Source organism: Psychrobacter sp. T6-6 (assembly GCF_052258185.1).
Classification (GTDB): domain Bacteria; phylum Pseudomonadota; class Gammaproteobacteria; order Pseudomonadales; family Moraxellaceae; genus Psychrobacter.
In genome coordinates, this window is the sequence record NZ_JBQQEX010000005.1 from 162,567 (window position 1) to 180,199 (window position 17,633).

The window sequence follows — 17,633 nt, forward strand, 5'->3', positions numbered from 1 at the left end:
CTAAAATGTCATTTTACTAGGTAAAGTGTGTTTCCTGCGGGTAAAGGTAGAAGTAAGGACGCATTGCCCCCTGTTTGCCCTAAAAGCCTTTGCTGTATTATAATTACCTTATTAATTGGTAGCCGCTTGATATTTCTGTTAAGCGGCTTTTTAACGTCTGTAATCGACTTAAGCTGGCGTGCCAGCATTAATCAACGCTCGTATAATCGATATCATCGATATCATCGTCGGCGCTGCACTCGTTGCCCTCGTCATCAAGGCCAAAATCGGCGCTTGCCTCCGCGTTTTTAATGCGCTGTAAACGTTCGTGCAATTCAGGCTGCAAACGTTCGCGTGCTTCGCGCTCTTTTTGATCAATATCACCCAATGCGGCCAATGCCCCTCGGCGGCGGTCTTGATCTGATTGTTTGAAGTCGTCCGCTGTGATACCGCATAACGGCATTTCAACTTCTGATATGGTCTTAAGCGCCATAGCCAAGCTGGTTGTAGTCTCAGTTAAGGACTTGCTTAGCACCATGGCTCTCTGTAGGTTCTGTGACGCGGCTTCAACCTCGGCTATCGGTCCCTTTTTATCGTTCTCGCCTATCTCAAAATTAGCGCCGTACTCACCTGCCAGCGCTTCACATTCTACCCTTGCCGCTTCCTCGGCAAGATCAGGTATGCTTAGCGTTATGCCTAATGCTTGCTCGAAAAGATCGCCTAAATTGGTAAACCTACGTCTAGTCTTAGCAATAATAGCAGCACGACCTTTAGCATCGATCACTACATTGTCGGCTATTTCGCTAATCCTGCTTCCTGTTGCTTCCGCTTCCCTCTCTAAATGAGTGTTTTGTGCTTTACTAGTTTTTGAAGGAATCAAAGTATTATTTTCCGATTCCTGCTTCCTAGATTGCTTGCTTCCTGCGTCCTCCTCCTCTATTTTGAGGCTGTTTTTAGGCGATTTAACAAGGCTTTGCTTCGTCCATGCTTCCTTTTTTCGCCTTTTGCTTACCGAACCGCTAGACTTTGGTGCACTGCTTCCATAGGTCGTTTGTAGCTGATCCAGTAATTCTCGATCGGTGATTTGAGGTGTGTGTTCCCATATCAGTTTGGCCGCCGCCCATATCTCGTCTTTTGAATACTGATCACTCATGGCGCAACCCCCAAAACCATGTCATCTTCTATCATAGATGGTTTAGGTAGCGGTATGCTGTACTGGTAGTGACGGTCACGATCCTTTAGCAAACGGTGGCGGTCTTCACGATCAACACGCTCAGTAATCTGCATCATTTGCGTATCAATAGCTTGCGCTTGCCGTGCCTGTTTCACCTCTATTGACCTGACAACACGCATCACAGTACTAGCGGCCACGACTGCCTCAACGCTGGCGCTATCGGCCTTATGATCCTCTCTGACGATACTACATAGACGTTTGGAAGCATCTAATAGCGCGGCATGGTCATTTTTACAGATCGACTTCACATGACTAACGATCACGTCAGCCACATTGCCTGTTAACATTTCAATAAGTGCGTGTGATTGGTTAACAACGTGATTCACGGTACCCGCCAACATATCGATTTCAGGTTCTGTCGATAGACCACATATATAATCTAATGATTGGCCGTAAAGGTCCTGAAAGATAAGAAGGTCAATAAGCGTTAAATCTTTTTTGCCGTTCTCAATCTCACTAATACGATTTCGGTTGTTCGAGACACCCCACACAGCTTGCATGACCTCAGTTTGAGACATACCGGCGTTACGCCGCGCCGCTGCTAAATTTAGTCCTATCGTGACATTAATGTTTTTAATATCACGCCTTGTATATCCTGATCGTTTAGCCACTGTTCCCCCTGAGCGTCATAAGTTGCAAAATACTGGCAATGTTCATATAATTAAGATGCTTAGCTACTCAGAACAAACTATGTACTCAAAAGCGTCAATGCTTCCAACATTGGCGCTTTTTATTGTCTAATTCTCATCAAGTTTTTTTACATGGACCTTAATTGCAAGGTTAGTATCAACCTCCTCACAACCTACCGTCCTTTAGATGGGTCCGATCAGTTTCGTATATTTCGATACCGTATTTTTCTTTCATGTGCTTACTTTTATTGATGTAATCCTGCGTACGCGTGCCCTTAAAATCTTCTACCACTTCACAGTCGGTCCTGGTATCGATATAAACAAAATCGGCTTTATAGGTCACCGCTCTAATTGCCTTGCCAGCCTCGTTTCTGCTTTTGGGAATGAGCTCATAAGGCACTTGTAAGCGTAAGTCTTTAATCCTACCGGCGCGCTCTTTGAGCTTTAAAAAGATATAACGCTCACTTTCACCTTTGCTATGAAACTTAATACCATCAACGATTGTCTTCACGTTGCCATACTTACTTTTTTTGGTCCCTGGCTTGGTTGTCCATAGCTCAGATACTTTGTGCGCATTGATCTTACCCACACTGGTAGAAGCTATATCTTTCCAGCTGATACCGCGTTTTTTAGCCAAAACCATATTCTCCTCTAATTGGTTTGTCGTTAGTTTTTATGCCCTTTCATTCTTCTATTACCGCCCAGCCAGCCTCATCACTAACAAACGCAGCAAAGTCACTGGCATTCATTTCATAAAAGTTGGTCAGCTCAACCCTATCTGCAAGAATCCATGCTTTATTAGCCACACGTATGATGTCTTCAAAAGTTAGCGGCTCTGGCTGCTCAAACAACAATGTGTCGTTAATTACTGTTGGCCATAAGTGTTCTGGCAATGTTGCGCGTGGCAAGCTTACTTTTACAAAAGCAACAAAATAGCGGTCTGGATGATTCTTTTTATATTCAATATCAGCCAGCTCTTTCTCTGTCTTTTGCTTGTCTAGCCAGCGCTCAAACTTCCAAGCGCCGCGCCCTACTTCTATTTTTTCTGCCTGGTTCATAGATAGCTTGTGGTCCGATGTGCTCATACTGCCTCTTTCATATCTTCCAACAACCTGTCATAAGCTGTTACTCGAGCTTCACCAGGTTGAACATATCTGTCTACATAAGCCTCAGTCTCAAGATTGGTCATACCAGGCAAAGGCATACGCTTACATCCATTTAAAAATAGTGGCATGTCGTCATTGGCCTTAGCAGTCTCATGGCTTGGATGGTAAATAGGAGGCAAATCACTATCAAAGTCTGAAGCGTTTTTGGCAGTGGTACCGGTCCAGTCTTCGTTATCTGTGGTAAAGCGGCCTTTGGCCTTTTCCTGACGTGCTTGAGTTATCGACTGTTTATTGATTTCATCCATTAACCATTTGCGCAATTTGGCTTTACGATTTGATTCAGTGACTAGCGGTTTACCCTTGATTGCCTGCTCGGCATGATGGGCTTTAAAGTCGTCGATGTGTATCGTGTATTCTGTACCTGTGAAGCTCATTTGCTTACCAGCCATCAATAGCATGTCTTGCATTTCTTTGTAGCTGGGCGCTTGCCAGTTCTCAATGTCACCCGAATGCTGACTACGTATCTGTTCAGCTTGGACTGGTACCTGAGCATTTAAGCGCTTTTGCTCTGCCAGCCTCATGTCTTCTTCTGTTTGCTGAGTCAGCTCAAAACTGTCCTCAAAAGAATCACTAACAGTCACCGGGCTTGTGTGTTTGCCCTCACTCACTTGGTTATTGGTTGATGGTTTATGGTTAGTGGTTTCTGGTTCTTGGTTATGTGATGAATTTTGCTCGTTCGCTCTGTTCGTGATTTCGTTCGCTCGTTCGCTTTGCTGTTCGCCCATTCGTTCGTCATTATTTATATTGGCGTTCGCTTTCGCGTTCGTCCGTTCGTCTTCTTGCATGTCTGTTAATGCGTCACCGTTAAAATGTTTACCGTATAAAGCTCTAAGCGTTGCTATAGCTGTCTTTAGCGTGACAGACTCGCCAGCAGTTTTAAGCTTTTCAACCATATATTTGCGTTCGCGTTTGCTTCGCTCACGTGCACTTAGTTGTTCGCTTTCGCGTTCGTCCTGATGTTCGTCATCGTTCGTGATAGCGTTCGCTTTTGCGTTCGTCCGTTCGTGATGGCGTTCGCCCTCGTTCGCTTTGGCGTTCGCTCTGTTCGTGATTCGTGTGTGTTCGTCATGGCCAAACTTTTCAATATAGGCAACGCGAATATTAGTTACGCCCGCATTGGCGGCGACAGTCTCGCCAGCATCTGATAACCGCTTGATCATTTCTTTGGTCGCACCTGATATGGCTTTGTAGTGATAGCTACTAATGATCTTGTCCCATTCTGAACACTTATATAACTTGCCAGCCTTCTTGAACTTATCTTTGAGGACAAAAGTTAGCGCTGCTTTTTCTTCATCATTGGTGGCACGTACACGACGCTGTAGCAGTGCCATATCGCCGCCATCAATAGGCTGTTCCTGCAATAGATACAGTGATCGCAAGTCAAAATAGATACTGCGCTCAGTGCGCGTCATGTGTAGCGTGCTGCTATCCCAGTCGCTAAAGTTGTGTGCGATATAGTGCATTACACTGCCTCCTTCCCGCTTACCAGCTTCATTTGCTCTGATATTAAGTCAATGATGTAAATCTGGCCTGCTTGGGTGATCAGATTACGATCGCGGCCTTGATTGGTCAGCTTCATCTGTCCATAGCTTTTCTGAAGAAACCAATGGTTAAATACTTTCTTTGGTAACCGCCGCTTGTCATACACACCAAGGTCAATCAATTTCACATTTAGCGCTTGAGCCGACATATTTAGTTTTTTGGCCACATCAGATATCGTGACAAGGACACTGCTTGCGGCAACGGTGTCATGAAAATCAATTTTTGGTTGGCTAATCTGTAGTTGATGCTCTAATGCTGTTTTCTCTTTTACAGCTTGCAAGTGGGCTTCTAATGCTTCGATATAGTTCTGAGGCAATGCGACTGCCGGCTGCTGTGTGATTGAGGGTGACATGCGCCGCTCACACTCTAAAAAATAGTTTCTAACTCGCTCGCCCATTTCAGTCTTAACCTGCATGGCCAGCTTTTTTGCAAATTCGATAGAAAGTAGATAATTTTGCGTTTTGTTGCCGTTCACCCATTGGGTGAACCCTTGGTAATCGGTCCCTTTGATGGCAAACGCATTACTGTCTATATTGCGTGCATGCCATTTGGCCCAATGAGCTGTATTGAGCCCCAATGACCGATAAAGCTCTTTGGCATCTACGACATGCTTCAGCTCTTTGTGTTGTTGTAGCTTTGGTAGCTTCATGGCATAATCTCCTTTGTATTAAGTTTTATGTAAGACGCAAAACCCCGATCAGGTGCGACTGATTGGGGTTTTTTATTGCACAAATCTGAAGATAATGATCAAGAGGATGCAAGCAACAAAGCCTGAAAGAAATGTGGCGTAAACGAACGCATCGGCAATCTTTTTGGCTTGGCTTTCTTTTTGATTGATCAGCGTCATTTGGTCACGATGTTTTTGTTCGTTTTCTCGCTTTTGTTGCAATGCTTCGATATATGCCTGCATCCATAAAAAGTCTTTGTCTTCGAAACTCATCTGAGAAAGAGGCTTCACTGGTTACCATCCTTTACTTTTTCAGCTCCCCAGCGTGCAACGATGTGCGGGTTGTCGCTGGCGTGCTTTTCGTCAACGTGCTGACCAAGGGCTTGCAGTTCAGACAATGCTGTTTGAATCTTCGCCTTTAGTGCGACGCGTTGATCACAGCTGATCTGGCCGTCTTCAAGTGCTTGGTGCAGCTCAGTCATAACATCGCCTTGGCAGGCAGACGCGGACAGTGCAGTCATGATGAGATCATCTTTTTTGGTAGCGCTACTGACTTCGCAGTACACGCCACCTAGACGATGGGCCATGGCTTGTATGATGCTGTGATCACCAGTGAACTCCATAATAGCGAGTGCTTCATCTAGTCTCAGATGGTGAGTATCGCAATTAGGATTAACTTTGCTGTTCAGTACATTGCTAGACATACCCATGCGTGCGGCAATTGCGGTTGATCCGCCATGCTGAGTGTTGTGCACTGTCTTGTGTGCTGCGTCTATTGCGTCCATCGTGTTGCACCTGTCTATAAAAACGTTTTGTTGAGCCCTATATTTTTGTATCTTTTAATATAGGGTTAGGCTGGTTCTAGTTGCTGCTCTTGTCTCTGAATAATTTCTTCGATTTGATATTTACGCAGTTCAGGAATTTTTTCATCGTTCCATTGAGAAACAGCAGAATGTTTAATGCCAAGCATACGAGCAAGTTCATTGACAGAGCCGTCAGCAATTTTGAGCGCGTCATCTTTAGTCACAATAGTTACCTCGGTTGTTGATAAAGTAAGTTAAGTTACCTATTAAAGCATAGAAAACTTACCTTATCAAGTGGTAAGATAACTTACCTATAAGAAAGGAAAAAATATGGATACTTTGGGACAGCGAATATTAAAACTGAGAAAAGAAAAAAAGCTTGCACGTGATGCACTTGGTACAAAAATAGGTGTCTCGAAGACATCAATAAAGAATTGGGAGGATGATGAAAATCCACCAAAACTTGCGCATCTTCAAGCAATGGCTAACTACTTTGGTTGCAGTGTTGAGTATTTAACTCATGGCACAGGCAATGGTGATAACTTTAAAAAGATCCAAGAAAAACCAATTAGGCGTGCGCCAGTATTGAACTTTGTCCAAGCAGGATCTTTTTGCGAATATCATGACGATGCAATATCAGACGAATCTGAGCCAGTTATAGGTAACGCTGGCGTCAACGTGTATTGGATAAGACTGGAAGGCAATAGCATGGAGCCTGATTTTGAATCTGGGGAGCTAGTGCTGATTGATCCAGACATTCAGCCAAACCCTGCTGACTATGTTATTGCTTTACGTAAAGATGAGAAAGCCGTAACTTTTAAAAAATGGCGTCCTCGTGGTTTTGACGAAGCTACTGGTGAGGAATATTCTCAACTAATTCCTTCGAATCCAGACTTTCCTATTATTGATAGTCGCTTTACTCCTTTTTCAATTTGTGGCGTAGCAGTTCAGCGGAATCAGGTATTGAGAAAATAGTGAAGCCATTCGAATATTATTGGATATACCACTTTATTAAATACGCTACAATAGTCGACAAAATGCCATTAGGTTGGTGTGTGTATCGTGAGGCGTTTGATTGGGATTAGCAATACTTTGGGGTGTTACTATTCTTCTCGATAACAACCCTATACTTTTGATTCTTTATACATTGTTTGTAGGTTATACAGCTGGCAGCAACTCTAAAAGCATTAAATCGATGTGTAGTAGCATGGTCGATGCCGACCAACGCGATGAAGCGACTAGAGATATGATTTACGATTTAGAGTACGAACTTAAAACTGAGATTGAGAACAAAGCAAATGAGGTGAAAGCGGAAATTAAAGAGTATTTGAGCTTGAACTATCCCGATCGAAATAATTTAGGATCAGCGATAATCGACATCAGAGATGAAATTGGTCTTCCCAAAAAACGATTTTTCGATTAGATATATTTAATACCTGAATAATTCACAGAAGAGAACTTCATCTATGAAAAAAATGATACTAGCTACAGCACTCTCTATTTTTTCCCTGTCGCCCAATGCCGCTGTCACTACAATAGACAATCCATTTCAAAGCAATACAGTTCTGAAGGAATCTATCGAAGTGGATCATCCTCTATTCGCTAAAGGATCTGGTGGTGCTCAATGCAAAGGCTTACCTAGTACCTGCGGCCAAATGGCTAATTGTGAGCAAGCTAAGCAGGCACTGGAGTGTGGTAACAAACGACTAGATAGAGACAAAGACGGAGTACCATGCGAGTCAATATGTCCAGGTGGTTAGTCATTTCAACAGCTCTATCAGTAGCTGCATGCTCTCCTACTCAAGATGATAGTTACGCTAGTCAATTTGTTTCTGGTGGTGTCACAGTGCACGAAGCATTCTGGCCCGCTGATCATGATACGCCCTATCCGTTCACTGCAGATGGCGAGATATCATGTGTCTATTATCCAGATTTTGGCATTGAGGTATATTTTCAACCTTTCGGCTATATCGAAGACTATTCTATTGGCACACCACTTAACAAGGCAGCTGTAGAATCTCTGAAGAAAGACGGCATGATCCCAAACGTGCCTTATAGCATTAAGAAGGGGGCTGACTTGAGTGAGGCTAGAGAGGTTGGGTCGAAGGCGTGTGATGAGCAGCGGGTAAGTTAAACAACATAAGAGCAGATCAATTAAAAGTAATATTTAAGCTACTTATAGCTGATTTGAGATTTCTGGGGAAAATAAATGCCTAAAAATAAGCACAGAAAGACAAGAAAAAAAGTAACTAATATGCCTTTTCCAACTGCACAGCAAAAGGCTGATCGTCAACAAGAGCAAATCGATCAGCTGCAGGACAGAATTGATGGGCATGGTAAGAATATTGATGCAATATGTGAAAGTCACGCTTTACAGATCTCACTGTTAAGTAACTTTGCCAGACATGATTTAAAAAACTACATACATTCTATCGATGGTATTGTTAGCACCTATAGTGCTGAAGATATTGGAAAAGAGCAGCTACAATCAATAAAATTAAATATCAACTTAATGCGCGAAACTCTGGATAATTTTTCAAAATTAGTGGTGCATAACGATGCTAATACTTGTGATTTAGATGAGCTGATACAAGCTATCGCAATACTAAATAGAGATTCCTTTGCAGAATTTGATATAGATTTTATGATCGACAATGAGATTGATCAGAGCATTGTATTCCAAATACCATTCACGTCTATGCTGCAGTTGCTCAATAATTTAATAATGAATGCCACAAAGGCTCTAAAGTCGACCAATAATGATAGAAAAATTGTATTGCAAGCCACCAAAGATGATAGTAGTCTGACCATAAGAGTCTTTGATAACGGCTCTGATATAAGCGATAGCACTAGGAAAAGACTATTTGAGTTCGGTTTCTCTACAACTGGCGGTTCTGGTATTGGTCTTTACCATGCCCGCTATTTATGTGAAATGTACAATGGCTCTATTACTTATCAAGACTTACCCTATGAAAACCTAAAAAAATGCTTTGTAATAACTTTGCCTTTAATTAAGGATGAAAAGTAGTGAAAAAAACGATATTAATCATAGATGATGAAAAAGACCAAGTTGATAACCTTAGTAGGTATCTAGGTGCTAACTTGCCTTCTGACTATCATACTATTAAAGCTCACGAAGAAGCTGATATTATTGAAAAAGTTGATAATGCATACTACTCGCTTGTTGTTTTAGATCTACGCATGGATGATTATGAAATTGATGGTGTAAAAATAGCCAATAAAATTATAGAAACTAATTCATTTGCCAAAATTCTAATTACCTCTGCTTTTACAGCTGAATTCTATCAAGCGTTAAAGCCCTTGCTTTTATCGGGAAAGGTTATTGATACAGTAGATAAAACCAGCTTTACTGAGTTTGCGGAGCAAGTAAAAAACTCTATTGAAACCTATCACGATAAGTTATTTGCTTCTAATGATAGCATCCAAAATGCTTTATTAGAGAGCTATGCAGAATGTAAGAATACCGAACATAACTATCAGAAAGGCGTGAAATTTGAGAACTTTGTTAGCCTACTCTTTAACAATATAGGTTTTGATAAAATCATAAAACGTAATATCGATAAATCGAGAAACGAAGTTGATCTAATTATCAGAAATGATATTGATGATAAGTTCTTGGAAAAATTTGGCAAATATTTTCTTATAGAATGTAAGAATATGCCAGTAACTAATGTAGACAAGAATATGTTTATCGTATTCAAAAACAAGCTTGAAAATACAGCCAGCTTATCTGAATTTGGAATTATTGCTACTACAGGTAATTTCACGAGCACTGCATATATAGAGGCAGTAAGAGAGTCTGGCAAGGATAAAAAAATTGTATTTCTTACTAACCTTCACTTTGAAAGACTGATTGCCTCCATTGATAGGTTGGAGACATTCAAGTCTTTTATAGATGAGCAGGTAAAAGATAATTAATATGAGTCTCTGACCTATAAAACCCACCATCTGGTGGGTTTGTTATTGCCTTTCAACCAATCCGAACCTAGCTACAAACTTTCTTAGACTGGCTAATCTTGCCATTCTTACAAACAAACCTACCATCTTTGCAATGCGATACACCGCCCATACTCTTAGAACAAGGATAGTTCTGAGCATTCGCCTGTACTACTGGCGCCATCATTAATATAGATACGAAAAGCGCTGAAAATAGCTTCATAGAAATAGCCTCAGTAGGTAGATAACGTAAGTTTAGAATGTATCACTGCTCTATTCTATTGGCAACTATTATCTTACTTATGTTCGTTTTTATAAATAATTAATTATGATTCTGTAGCCCGCCTTGAGCGGGGCTTTTCTGTGCTTGTATATATTAAAGTAATAAAAATTACTTTCTTTCTTGACATAAAAAGTAAGTTAAGTTACCTTAAGTACATGGCGACGGAGAGAACTAGTCATAATTATCTAGTGGCACCAAATTTTAGACAATAAAAAGCCCTGAACATCCGACCAAGAACGCAGGGCTTTTAACTCAACAAAGAGTGAACAGATTATGGCACAACATCTAGCACTACTCAACCAGATAAAGTCAGGCGGTGCACATATCGCTGCAGGACTGGCGGTAGGTATGTCTCTCGCCATGGTTGGCAACATCACTGGCTGCAACAGCTACCTGCTCAACCAAGCTGAACAAGACGTAGCGACATCAACGCTTGAGCCGCGCATGAGCTCAAGTGATAGTCCTGAATTAATAGAGTTCAGAAAGCAGAACGCTTACGCCAATCAAAAACTAGCTGAAATGCGCTTATATGCTACTGGAGGCAGCCAATGAACTTACACATCAAACTAAACCTAAACTCAGTGCGTAAATTTCCTGATGGTACGTTTGGGGCTCAGGTGATCACATCGGATGCTGATGATAATCACGCGTTCTATGCATGCAAAGTTAGGCGCATTGCTCCATATGAGATAGAGCTTGATCGCAGTAATATACATGAATTCATCGCTGGCCGCTGGCAGACTGCCACTGTCAATGATGCGTTGGCCAAAAAACTGACAGGTTCAATGCGTAGCTTTATATCATCATATGCTCACCTATTTACTAAAGACGTCTCTGAAGGCAGAGACGGTAAACAGTTTGGTATGTGGACTGATGCAGTTGTCGCTATCGCTGATAGCGGTGGCAAGCATAAATTAAAAATAGGCGACAAGATATTCGTATCTAGAGATACTATCTCTCTTTTAGCTAATGGCCAAAATACAATCGAGTACCGTCTAATCGGTGACTCATTACGTATTCTTAGCCTCAACTTAGCTGATAACCCATGCCTGGCCAAACGTCTAAATAAGCAGTTTGATGTTGCTAAGAAAAAATACATGGCTGGCAGAAACAGTAGACCGATTGGTGGCATGTCTTGGGCAGCAAATCAAAATGATCGTAAAGAGTTTGGCAAATCTCGGTATAACCACCGCGAACTTCAACGTGATAGAGCTTAGAGAGTTAGTAAATACCTATCTCAATCTCTTTTATCAAAGGTGCATCTCTGCTCTCAATGTAAAGAAAAAATAATCCAATAACTAATGATACAAACCGCTTAGTAACGATAAGATAAAGACTGAAAATAGGTATTAGGAGTTAATCATGAATCATAGTAGAAGAAAATCAATAGATGAAACTTACACTGCGAATGTACGCTGTGAAAAAATGATACCTATCTATATGTGCTTAGCCGACACGCTTAGCAAAGACTTAACAGACGCTATACTTGGTTGTAGTGACGTTTGTAACTTACTTCAACTACCTAATGATATAGAAGGTGATGACTGTATTGCTGAAGAGCTGCAGCGTAACGATAAAGTTGGTTACCTCGCACAATTTGCCACCCCTACCCCTCATAACTTTTCATCTGATGGTAGTGTTTGCTTTAGCGATTGGGGATTGTGTCAGACTAAATGGTTTTATGCTGATGATATTGGGAATCTTGAGAGCGCAGCGATCAGTTGGGCCCACACACACTTTGAAGAATGCAAGGCTAGAGCGACCAGTTACGGATAAAGAATAGCTAATTGTTATACCGCATGACTTGAAGAAGCGACATGTAAGCCTTTCTTCAGTTGGGATAATTGATTGTAAGAGTATTGAAGACAAAGGAGATTGAAATGATAGGTAGGTATTACACCACAGGCGACATCAAAGAAATATTTGGCTGGGAATCTAATACAACCATTCATCGCAAGCGTGATGCCGGATTTTTACCGCCACCTGATCTTGAAGGACGGCCCAATAAATGGTTAAAGGTTAAGATCGATGCGCTAGTAAACGATACCAACAAAGACAAAAATGACGCCTAATTGCGTCATTTAAATGAACAACTTATATACTTACTTGGATTGGTACTACATTGCCTACGTGAGTATTTATTTTATTTTCAACTTCAGAATAAATATCAATATCATTATCATCTACCTCAAGTGTCACTAATAACGAATAATTTACTGATTTGGAGCATCTTTCTTTGTCTTTATTAAGTTTCCACCACCCTGTTACAGGCTTGACTACGATCGTAGAAGTCTCTGCAAGATCAGCTGCAGTTCCTTCCCAGTAATCTTTGTGTATGCACCCGTTGCCCTGTAATGAGTTCCCAAAGAACCAACCATGATCAAATTTATGCTCGGTATAGTTTTCACTTCTTCGATCACTTCTGTTATTACTTTCAATGAAATCTTGTCTTGGTTGCCCAGGTTTACACAGATTAAAAGAAAGTCCATGAGATCTATAAACATATTTGCTTTTTATATTTGATACTCGCGGATTGGGTTCAATAAAATAAGACAAAGTAATTGTCATTTTTACTGTAGAGTCTAAAGGCAATTGGCTGAGAACTTGCTTTGGCCATGGCAGGTCATGAATATTGAATTCGTTAAGATTAAAACTATTATCATCGACTGGCTTTATAGAGGACTCAATAATCAGACTCAACCTATTATTTTTACTATTAATCGCTTTTTCTAAATTGGGTATCCCATACCCACATACGCTAAGTATATTTTTTTTATATTCCTTAAGTACAGTCTTCTGAGGATGACTCTGAGCTAATCTATTTAGCTCATCAAGAATAGGCTGAGACCATTCAGCTGAATGAATTATCAGACCTCGAATAGTTTCAGCAGTCGCCATAGGGTAAGCAGCCGTTATTTTTGCTGCCATGTACGAAGCTTCCGCAGTAGCTGCGCTCGTATCAGTATGTGAACCAAATACGTTGCCTTGAGTTTTACCAGAAGCTGTTAACAGAGCTAAATCTTCGTGAAAATCAATAACACCATTATCGATAATTCTATTCCCCCCTTCGCACAGTATTTCTGGTTTGAAAGGGGAGCCATCCCATTCCCAATCATGAGAACTTGATGTTGTAGGATTGATATCGCCTAATGCTGAACAGATTGTTGGGTTAACAAGATTGGTGACATTATAAAGCTTAGTACAACTTCCTACAGTGATAGCATTCCATGCTTGAGCAGGGTTCTGAATTTTAGCGGTTCTTGCATTTGTCCAATAGTCCTTTTGAACATTAGAAGCATTTCCTGCTGAGACAACAAAGACATCAGTAGATAGCTCTGAATTCTGATAGCAAAAAGTATCTATAGCTGCAGACCATGATGTGGGATACCCTTCACATTCGCATTCATTATCTGTAACTGCTAGACTATATACTCTTTTACTGTTAGGCCTCTCAATTACCAGGTTGCTTATTGTCCCTAGCATTACGTCACCATAAAGCCTTTTAGGGTTAACTCCTCGAGGCGGCAAGATTCTTCCCGACTCAATTTCATGAGTAACTTCTATTGCATGTGTACCAACTAAATCATCTAGAATATTTGCACCAAAAGCAGCTACACCGGCCTGAAAAGAGCCATGATAATGCTGTAGTGGGGAAATTGAACTGTCACTATAATCATCCCAGTTTGGATCCCATGATGTACTATAGCTTGCATTGCATACCTTACTAAGCAGACGGTTATTATAGTTAACACCAGTATCAAGTATGCTGACGAATATTTGGTCTTCACTACAGTTCATATTTATACGTTGATTAAAATCCTCTGTAAATAAATGTTGGGACGGCATATCCATGTCAATAAAGACATTAGGAGACTCTGACGATCTTCTTAATTCAACTACGTTTGGGTAATCAGCTATTAAACTTTCAAGCCTTTCCCTTGTAGATTCAACTTTAAATACTGTAACGGTGGGCAAAGAAAGTGAGGATATATAAGGCGTACTTTCGTATAAGTAGTCGTTGAGTACTAATTGAAATTCTTCTTTTATACTTTCATTACGAAAAGTCATCCATAATTCACAGCAGATAATATCATTTGATCCAGATGGTAATAAAGATAAATCATCAGTCCAGAGGTCTTCTAAGGTTGATGCTCTGATCAAGGAAATATTATTCAGCATTGGGAGATTTTTAGGATTCCCATTTTTAGTATCCTCATTAATAAATTTTTGGATACTTCTACTGAATTTTTCTTGGTTCTTTTGAGTCGTGTAAAACGTTAGAACTTGGCTATCACCTTCTAATTTTAGTGTTTTGAGTTCAAAATACCTGTTATCAAATTTGTCGACACTAAGCTCTTCATTCTTGTCGCTTACAATACTTAAAAAAACACCTTTATCACTGCTCAAAGGAAGAACCTGAGTCTGTGTATCACTCCTATCAATTGCTGCCTTTGTTTCAATTACTCTTAAGGACTCTGTCAATCGAGTCAGTAATTCATTGCCATGTCTAGTCCTATCTTTAGCAGGAAGACGATATCTAGGACCCCCTCCATGAGGATGATATGAATATGTTTCTTTTGCATTGTAAAATAGATGAGCTTTATTAATCATTCAGATACTCTTTAGAATCTTGTTTTATTACTTAAAGATCTTAGCAGAAACTTCTCATCTACAACTTTATTATTATTCAATACAGCTTCTTTGGCAGCATCATCACAGGCTTTGGAAATTTCAGCATAACTTAAACCTCTTGCTTTATCATAGACCTCCGACCAGTCCTTTAACTTGAAGTTGAAAAGTGTAAACTTATTTTTAATAACACACCTTATTTCCTCCTGATCTGGTAAACCGAACTCTATAATATCGTCAAAACGGCGAAAAAGTGCTTTATCTAAAGAATCAATATTATTTGTAGCTGCAATAACTATACTATCTGACTGCTCTTCTTCAAAGAAGACTAAAAAGGAATTTAAAACCCTTTTTATTTCGCCTATATCGTTTCCCTGCTCTCTAGAAGAGCCAATTGAATCAAATTCATCAAAAAGATAAACTGCTGTATTGCTAGAAATAAAATTGAAGATAGATCTTAATTTTGCTGCTGTTTCACCCATATATTTACTCATCAAACCATCGAGTAAAATTGCATAAAAAGGTATATTCAATTCAGTAGCCAGCATAGCTGCAGACATAGTCTTCCCAGTTCCTGGAAGGCCATGGAAGAGTAATTTTCTACGCGGGGTCAGACCAAACTCTCTGAGACTAGAAATATTACTATGTTCAGTGATCACTCTATCCAACTGTACCTGAACTGTTGGAGAAAAAACTATCTCGTTCTTTCTGACCGAAGTAAACTTCAGCTGAAGACTTCCATCCAACTCATCTTTAACAGAAAGGTTCAACCCATTCTTATCAAAATTTTTTTGAATTGGTGAACCTTTATCAATGATAGACTTTAGTTCTTTAGCGAGCTTGTGGTGACCAGATCTGGCCTCATTAGCAGCAATTTGTAGAGAAATTGACTGGAATCGGCCAGTATCATTTTGGTAATGAGCCCTCACTAGGTTTTTGATTTGCTCAGCGGTTGCCATTTTAAAATCTCAAAAGTGCTAGTAATTTAGATATAAAATTATATCAAAATACTATGTAAATGGCTTGTAAATTATAGGTATTAAAAAAAATCTTATAGATGAAAACGGAGTTTCATGTTGAGTAATCATTGATTCAGGTATGACACTAATGTTACTAGCTTAATCAGATACCAGTTATCTGATCTCGAAGGACGGCCTAATAAATGGTTAAAGGTTAAGATCGATGCGTTAGTAAACGATACCAACAAAGACAAAAATGACGCCTAATTGCGTCATTTTTTGTTTATACAGTATAATACACAGTACCCATAAAAATATATTTTATTAAAATAAATAAAATCATATACTTATATTATTATTTCGAGTCTTGGTGGGCGCACCAATCATAGTACTTAGACATAATCTTATCTCAGCCTGTTTTATCTCGCTCATATTCTATGGTTCTCTTTGTTGACTGCCTATCACTACCCAACAGTACTAATGCCCACTCTTTTATCACCATTAATTTGGTAGCGAATCACTAATACATGGCTTAATACCCATACCACCCTTTTCCCTCCTCCATAACTTTATTAATAGTTTTTTGATATCGATAGTCATTAAAAATATCGTTACGATATCAATCACTACAAAAAAATAAGTCATAAAAATTATAATATTAAAAGTAAGCTGTTGAATTTTTTGACAATATAAAAGTCAAGATAAGTTCGCATATTGGGTACTTAACTAGTAATACTTTCGGTACACTGATAAAAATTAAGGTTGAATAATCGCGCAAAACAATCTAATAATAGGTTTGTAGGTTCTAGACATTTATCTAGCAACTTATATCCACTATTTTTAGGAAATGACTACAATGACGTATAAGAATGTAACTGTCGCGGGAAGCGGCGTCCTAGGCTACCAAATCGCTTTTCAAGCCGCGTTTCATGGTTTTAATGTCAGTGTTTATGACATCAATGACGAGGTATTAGAAAAGGCAAAATCAAAATTTCAATTGATGTGCAAGGCTTTTCGAAAAGACTTGAGGGCAACCCAGGAGCAGTTAGATAAAGCCTTTGACAATCTGAGCTATACTTCAGACTTAGCTGAAGCGGTCAAAGATGCTGATCTCATGATTGAAGCCATTCCAGAAATCCCCAAGATCAAAATCGAATTTTATGAAAAGCTAGCCAAGCTCGCCCCAGAGAAAACCATATTTGCCACCAATACTTCAACCTTGCTTCCTAGCCATTTTGCAGAATCAACAGGGCGCCCTGCCCAGTTTTTAGCGCTTCATTTTGCCAATAAAATTTGGATGCACAATGTCGCTGAAATCATGGGACATCCTGGCACAGACCCTCAAGTATTTGATGATGTTGTTGCTTTTGCTACTGCCATTGGTATGGTGGCAACGCCGCTGGATAAAGAGCAGCCTGGCTATATTATGAATAGTTTGTTAGCGCCTTTTATAGATGCAGCTTTGCAATTGGTGGCAAAAGAGGTTGCCGATCCGCATACGATAGATAAGACGTGGATGATAGTCACTGGCGCGCCGTCAGGTCCATTTGCCATATTGGACACTATCGGTATCAACACTGCCTACAACATCACCAAAATATCTGCTGAAGCCACTCAAAACCCGGTAAGGTTCAAGGCTGCTAAGTATTTAAAAGAGCAATTGATTGATCAAAACAAGCTAGGGTCTGCAACTGGTGAAGGATTCTACACTTATCCAAACCCTGCCTTTATGAATCCTGATTTTTTGAAATGATAAATGTTATAAAATCTGTTAAATAAAGCGGT

23 protein-coding genes are annotated in these 17,633 nt (G+C 40.0%); 11 read left to right on the forward strand and 12 right to left on the reverse strand.

What is annotated here, in order from left to right; all coding sequences use genetic code 11:
• Window positions 1-187: 187 nt before the first annotated feature.
• From ACTXGL_RS09850 to ACTXGL_RS09890, 9 genes are all read right to left on the reverse strand, one after another.
• Complete coding sequence (locus ACTXGL_RS09850) at window positions 188-1,132, reverse strand: hypothetical protein (protein WP_443526584.1); 945 nt, start codon at window positions 1,130-1,132, stop codon at window positions 188-190.
• Window positions 1,129-1,731: a helix-turn-helix domain-containing protein gene (locus ACTXGL_RS09855; protein WP_443526586.1), complete on the reverse strand. Its 603-nt coding sequence runs from the start codon at window positions 1,729-1,731 to the stop codon at window positions 1,129-1,131. Before ACTXGL_RS09855 ends, ACTXGL_RS09850 begins: the two co-directional genes overlap by 4 nt.
• A 277-nt stretch (window positions 1,732-2,008) precedes the next feature.
• The gene (locus ACTXGL_RS09860; RefSeq protein ID WP_443526588.1) at window positions 2,009-2,485 is read right to left on the reverse strand and encodes a DUF1064 domain-containing protein; all 477 of its coding nucleotides are present in this window, start codon (window positions 2,483-2,485) and stop codon (window positions 2,009-2,011) included.
• 40 nt (window positions 2,486-2,525) lie between these two features.
• The gene (locus tag ACTXGL_RS09865; RefSeq protein ID WP_443526590.1) at window positions 2,526-2,927 is read right to left on the reverse strand and encodes a hypothetical protein; all 402 of its coding nucleotides are present in this window, start codon (window positions 2,925-2,927) and stop codon (window positions 2,526-2,528) included.
• A complete protein-coding gene (locus tag ACTXGL_RS09870) occupies window positions 2,924-4,471 on the reverse strand; it encodes a YdaU family protein (protein ID WP_443526591.1) in 1,548 nt (515 codons plus the stop codon). Before ACTXGL_RS09870 ends, ACTXGL_RS09865 begins: the two co-directional genes overlap by 4 nt.
• Entirely contained in the window at window positions 4,471-5,199 is a 729-nt protein-coding gene (locus ACTXGL_RS09875; RefSeq protein ID WP_443526592.1) for an antA/AntB antirepressor family protein, read from the reverse strand. Before ACTXGL_RS09875 ends, ACTXGL_RS09870 begins: the two co-directional genes overlap by 1 nt.
• A gap of 72 nt (window positions 5,200-5,271) precedes the next feature.
• Window positions 5,272-5,508, reverse strand: coding sequence for a hypothetical protein (locus tag ACTXGL_RS09880; protein ID WP_443526594.1), 237 nt, complete (start codon window positions 5,506-5,508; stop codon window positions 5,272-5,274).
• Window positions 5,505-6,002: a phage regulatory CII family protein gene (locus ACTXGL_RS09885; RefSeq protein ID WP_443526595.1), complete on the reverse strand. Its 498-nt coding sequence runs from the start codon at window positions 6,000-6,002 to the stop codon at window positions 5,505-5,507. Before ACTXGL_RS09885 ends, ACTXGL_RS09880 begins: the two co-directional genes overlap by 4 nt.
• 65 nt (window positions 6,003-6,067) lie before the next feature.
• On the reverse strand, window positions 6,068-6,244 hold the full coding sequence (locus ACTXGL_RS09890; RefSeq protein WP_443526597.1) for a Cro/CI family transcriptional regulator: 177 nt from the start codon (window positions 6,242-6,244) through the stop codon (window positions 6,068-6,070).
• A 106-nt stretch (window positions 6,245-6,350) separates the two neighbouring features.
• On the opposite strand from ACTXGL_RS09890, the gene ACTXGL_RS09895 reads away from it, so the two are divergent.
• From ACTXGL_RS09895 to ACTXGL_RS09920, 6 genes are all read left to right on the forward strand, one after another.
• On the forward strand, window positions 6,351-6,995 hold the full coding sequence (locus ACTXGL_RS09895; protein ID WP_443526599.1) for a LexA family protein: 645 nt from the start codon (window positions 6,351-6,353) through the stop codon (window positions 6,993-6,995).
• 100 nt (window positions 6,996-7,095) lie between these two features.
• Complete coding sequence (locus ACTXGL_RS09900) at window positions 7,096-7,443, forward strand: hypothetical protein (protein WP_443526601.1); 348 nt, start codon at window positions 7,096-7,098, stop codon at window positions 7,441-7,443.
• A gap of 52 nt (window positions 7,444-7,495) precedes the next feature.
• Window positions 7,496-7,780, forward strand: coding sequence for an excalibur calcium-binding domain-containing protein (locus tag ACTXGL_RS09905; RefSeq protein ID WP_443526602.1), 285 nt, complete (start codon window positions 7,496-7,498; stop codon window positions 7,778-7,780).
• A complete protein-coding gene (locus ACTXGL_RS09910) occupies window positions 7,753-8,154 on the forward strand; it encodes a hypothetical protein (RefSeq protein WP_443526603.1) in 402 nt (133 codons plus the stop codon). Before ACTXGL_RS09905 ends, ACTXGL_RS09910 begins: the two co-directional genes overlap by 28 nt.
• A gap of 75 nt (window positions 8,155-8,229) precedes the next feature.
• On the forward strand, window positions 8,230-9,048 hold the full coding sequence (locus tag ACTXGL_RS09915) for a sensor histidine kinase (protein ID WP_443526604.1): 819 nt from the start codon (window positions 8,230-8,232) through the stop codon (window positions 9,046-9,048).
• Window positions 9,048-9,959, forward strand: coding sequence for a response regulator (locus tag ACTXGL_RS09920; RefSeq protein WP_443526605.1), 912 nt, complete (start codon window positions 9,048-9,050; stop codon window positions 9,957-9,959). The genes ACTXGL_RS09915 and ACTXGL_RS09920 overlap by 1 nt, the downstream gene beginning before the upstream one ends.
• Window positions 9,960-10,026: 67 nt before the next feature.
• Here ACTXGL_RS09920 and ACTXGL_RS09925 read toward each other — a convergent pair whose 3' ends face one another.
• Window positions 10,027-10,200 (reverse strand): YdcA family protein, encoded by a 174-nt coding sequence (locus tag ACTXGL_RS09925; protein ID WP_443526607.1) that lies wholly within the window; start codon window positions 10,198-10,200, stop codon window positions 10,027-10,029.
• 333 nt (window positions 10,201-10,533) lie between these two features.
• Here ACTXGL_RS09925 and ACTXGL_RS09930 point away from each other — a divergent pair, with 333 nt between their 5' ends.
• The 4 genes from ACTXGL_RS09930 (at window position 10,534) to ACTXGL_RS09945 (ending at window position 12,332) form a co-directional block, all read left to right on the forward strand.
• Window positions 10,534-10,812 carry a hypothetical protein gene (locus tag ACTXGL_RS09930; protein ID WP_443526609.1) on the forward strand — a complete coding sequence of 93 codons (279 nt, stop codon included), beginning with the start codon at window positions 10,534-10,536 and terminating at the stop codon, window positions 10,810-10,812.
• Window positions 10,809-11,477 (forward strand): hypothetical protein, encoded by a 669-nt coding sequence (locus ACTXGL_RS09935; RefSeq protein ID WP_443526610.1) that lies wholly within the window; start codon window positions 10,809-10,811, stop codon window positions 11,475-11,477. The genes ACTXGL_RS09930 and ACTXGL_RS09935 overlap by 4 nt, the downstream gene beginning before the upstream one ends.
• 145 nt (window positions 11,478-11,622) lie before the next feature.
• Window positions 11,623-12,036 carry a hypothetical protein gene (locus tag ACTXGL_RS09940; RefSeq protein ID WP_443526612.1) on the forward strand — a complete coding sequence of 138 codons (414 nt, stop codon included), beginning with the start codon at window positions 11,623-11,625 and terminating at the stop codon, window positions 12,034-12,036.
• A 104-nt stretch (window positions 12,037-12,140) separates the two neighbouring features.
• Window positions 12,141-12,332 (forward strand): hypothetical protein, encoded by a 192-nt coding sequence (locus ACTXGL_RS09945; protein ID WP_394213772.1) that lies wholly within the window; start codon window positions 12,141-12,143, stop codon window positions 12,330-12,332.
• Window positions 12,333-12,354: 22 nt separating this feature from the next.
• Here ACTXGL_RS09945 and ACTXGL_RS09950 read toward each other — a convergent pair whose 3' ends face one another.
• Window positions 12,355-14,871: a S8 family peptidase gene (locus ACTXGL_RS09950; RefSeq protein ID WP_443526613.1), complete on the reverse strand. Its 2,517-nt coding sequence runs from the start codon at window positions 14,869-14,871 to the stop codon at window positions 12,355-12,357.
• A gap of 11 nt (window positions 14,872-14,882) precedes the next feature.
• Complete coding sequence (locus ACTXGL_RS09955) at window positions 14,883-15,848, reverse strand: AAA family ATPase (RefSeq protein WP_443526615.1); 966 nt, start codon at window positions 15,846-15,848, stop codon at window positions 14,883-14,885.
• Window positions 15,849-16,704: 856 nt separating this feature from the next.
• Between ACTXGL_RS09955 and ACTXGL_RS09960 the strand changes: the two genes are divergently transcribed.
• Window positions 16,705-17,601: a 3-hydroxyacyl-CoA dehydrogenase gene (locus ACTXGL_RS09960; RefSeq protein ID WP_443526617.1), complete on the forward strand. Its 897-nt coding sequence runs from the start codon at window positions 16,705-16,707 to the stop codon at window positions 17,599-17,601.
• The last annotated feature ends 32 nt before the right edge of the window (window positions 17,602-17,633 follow it).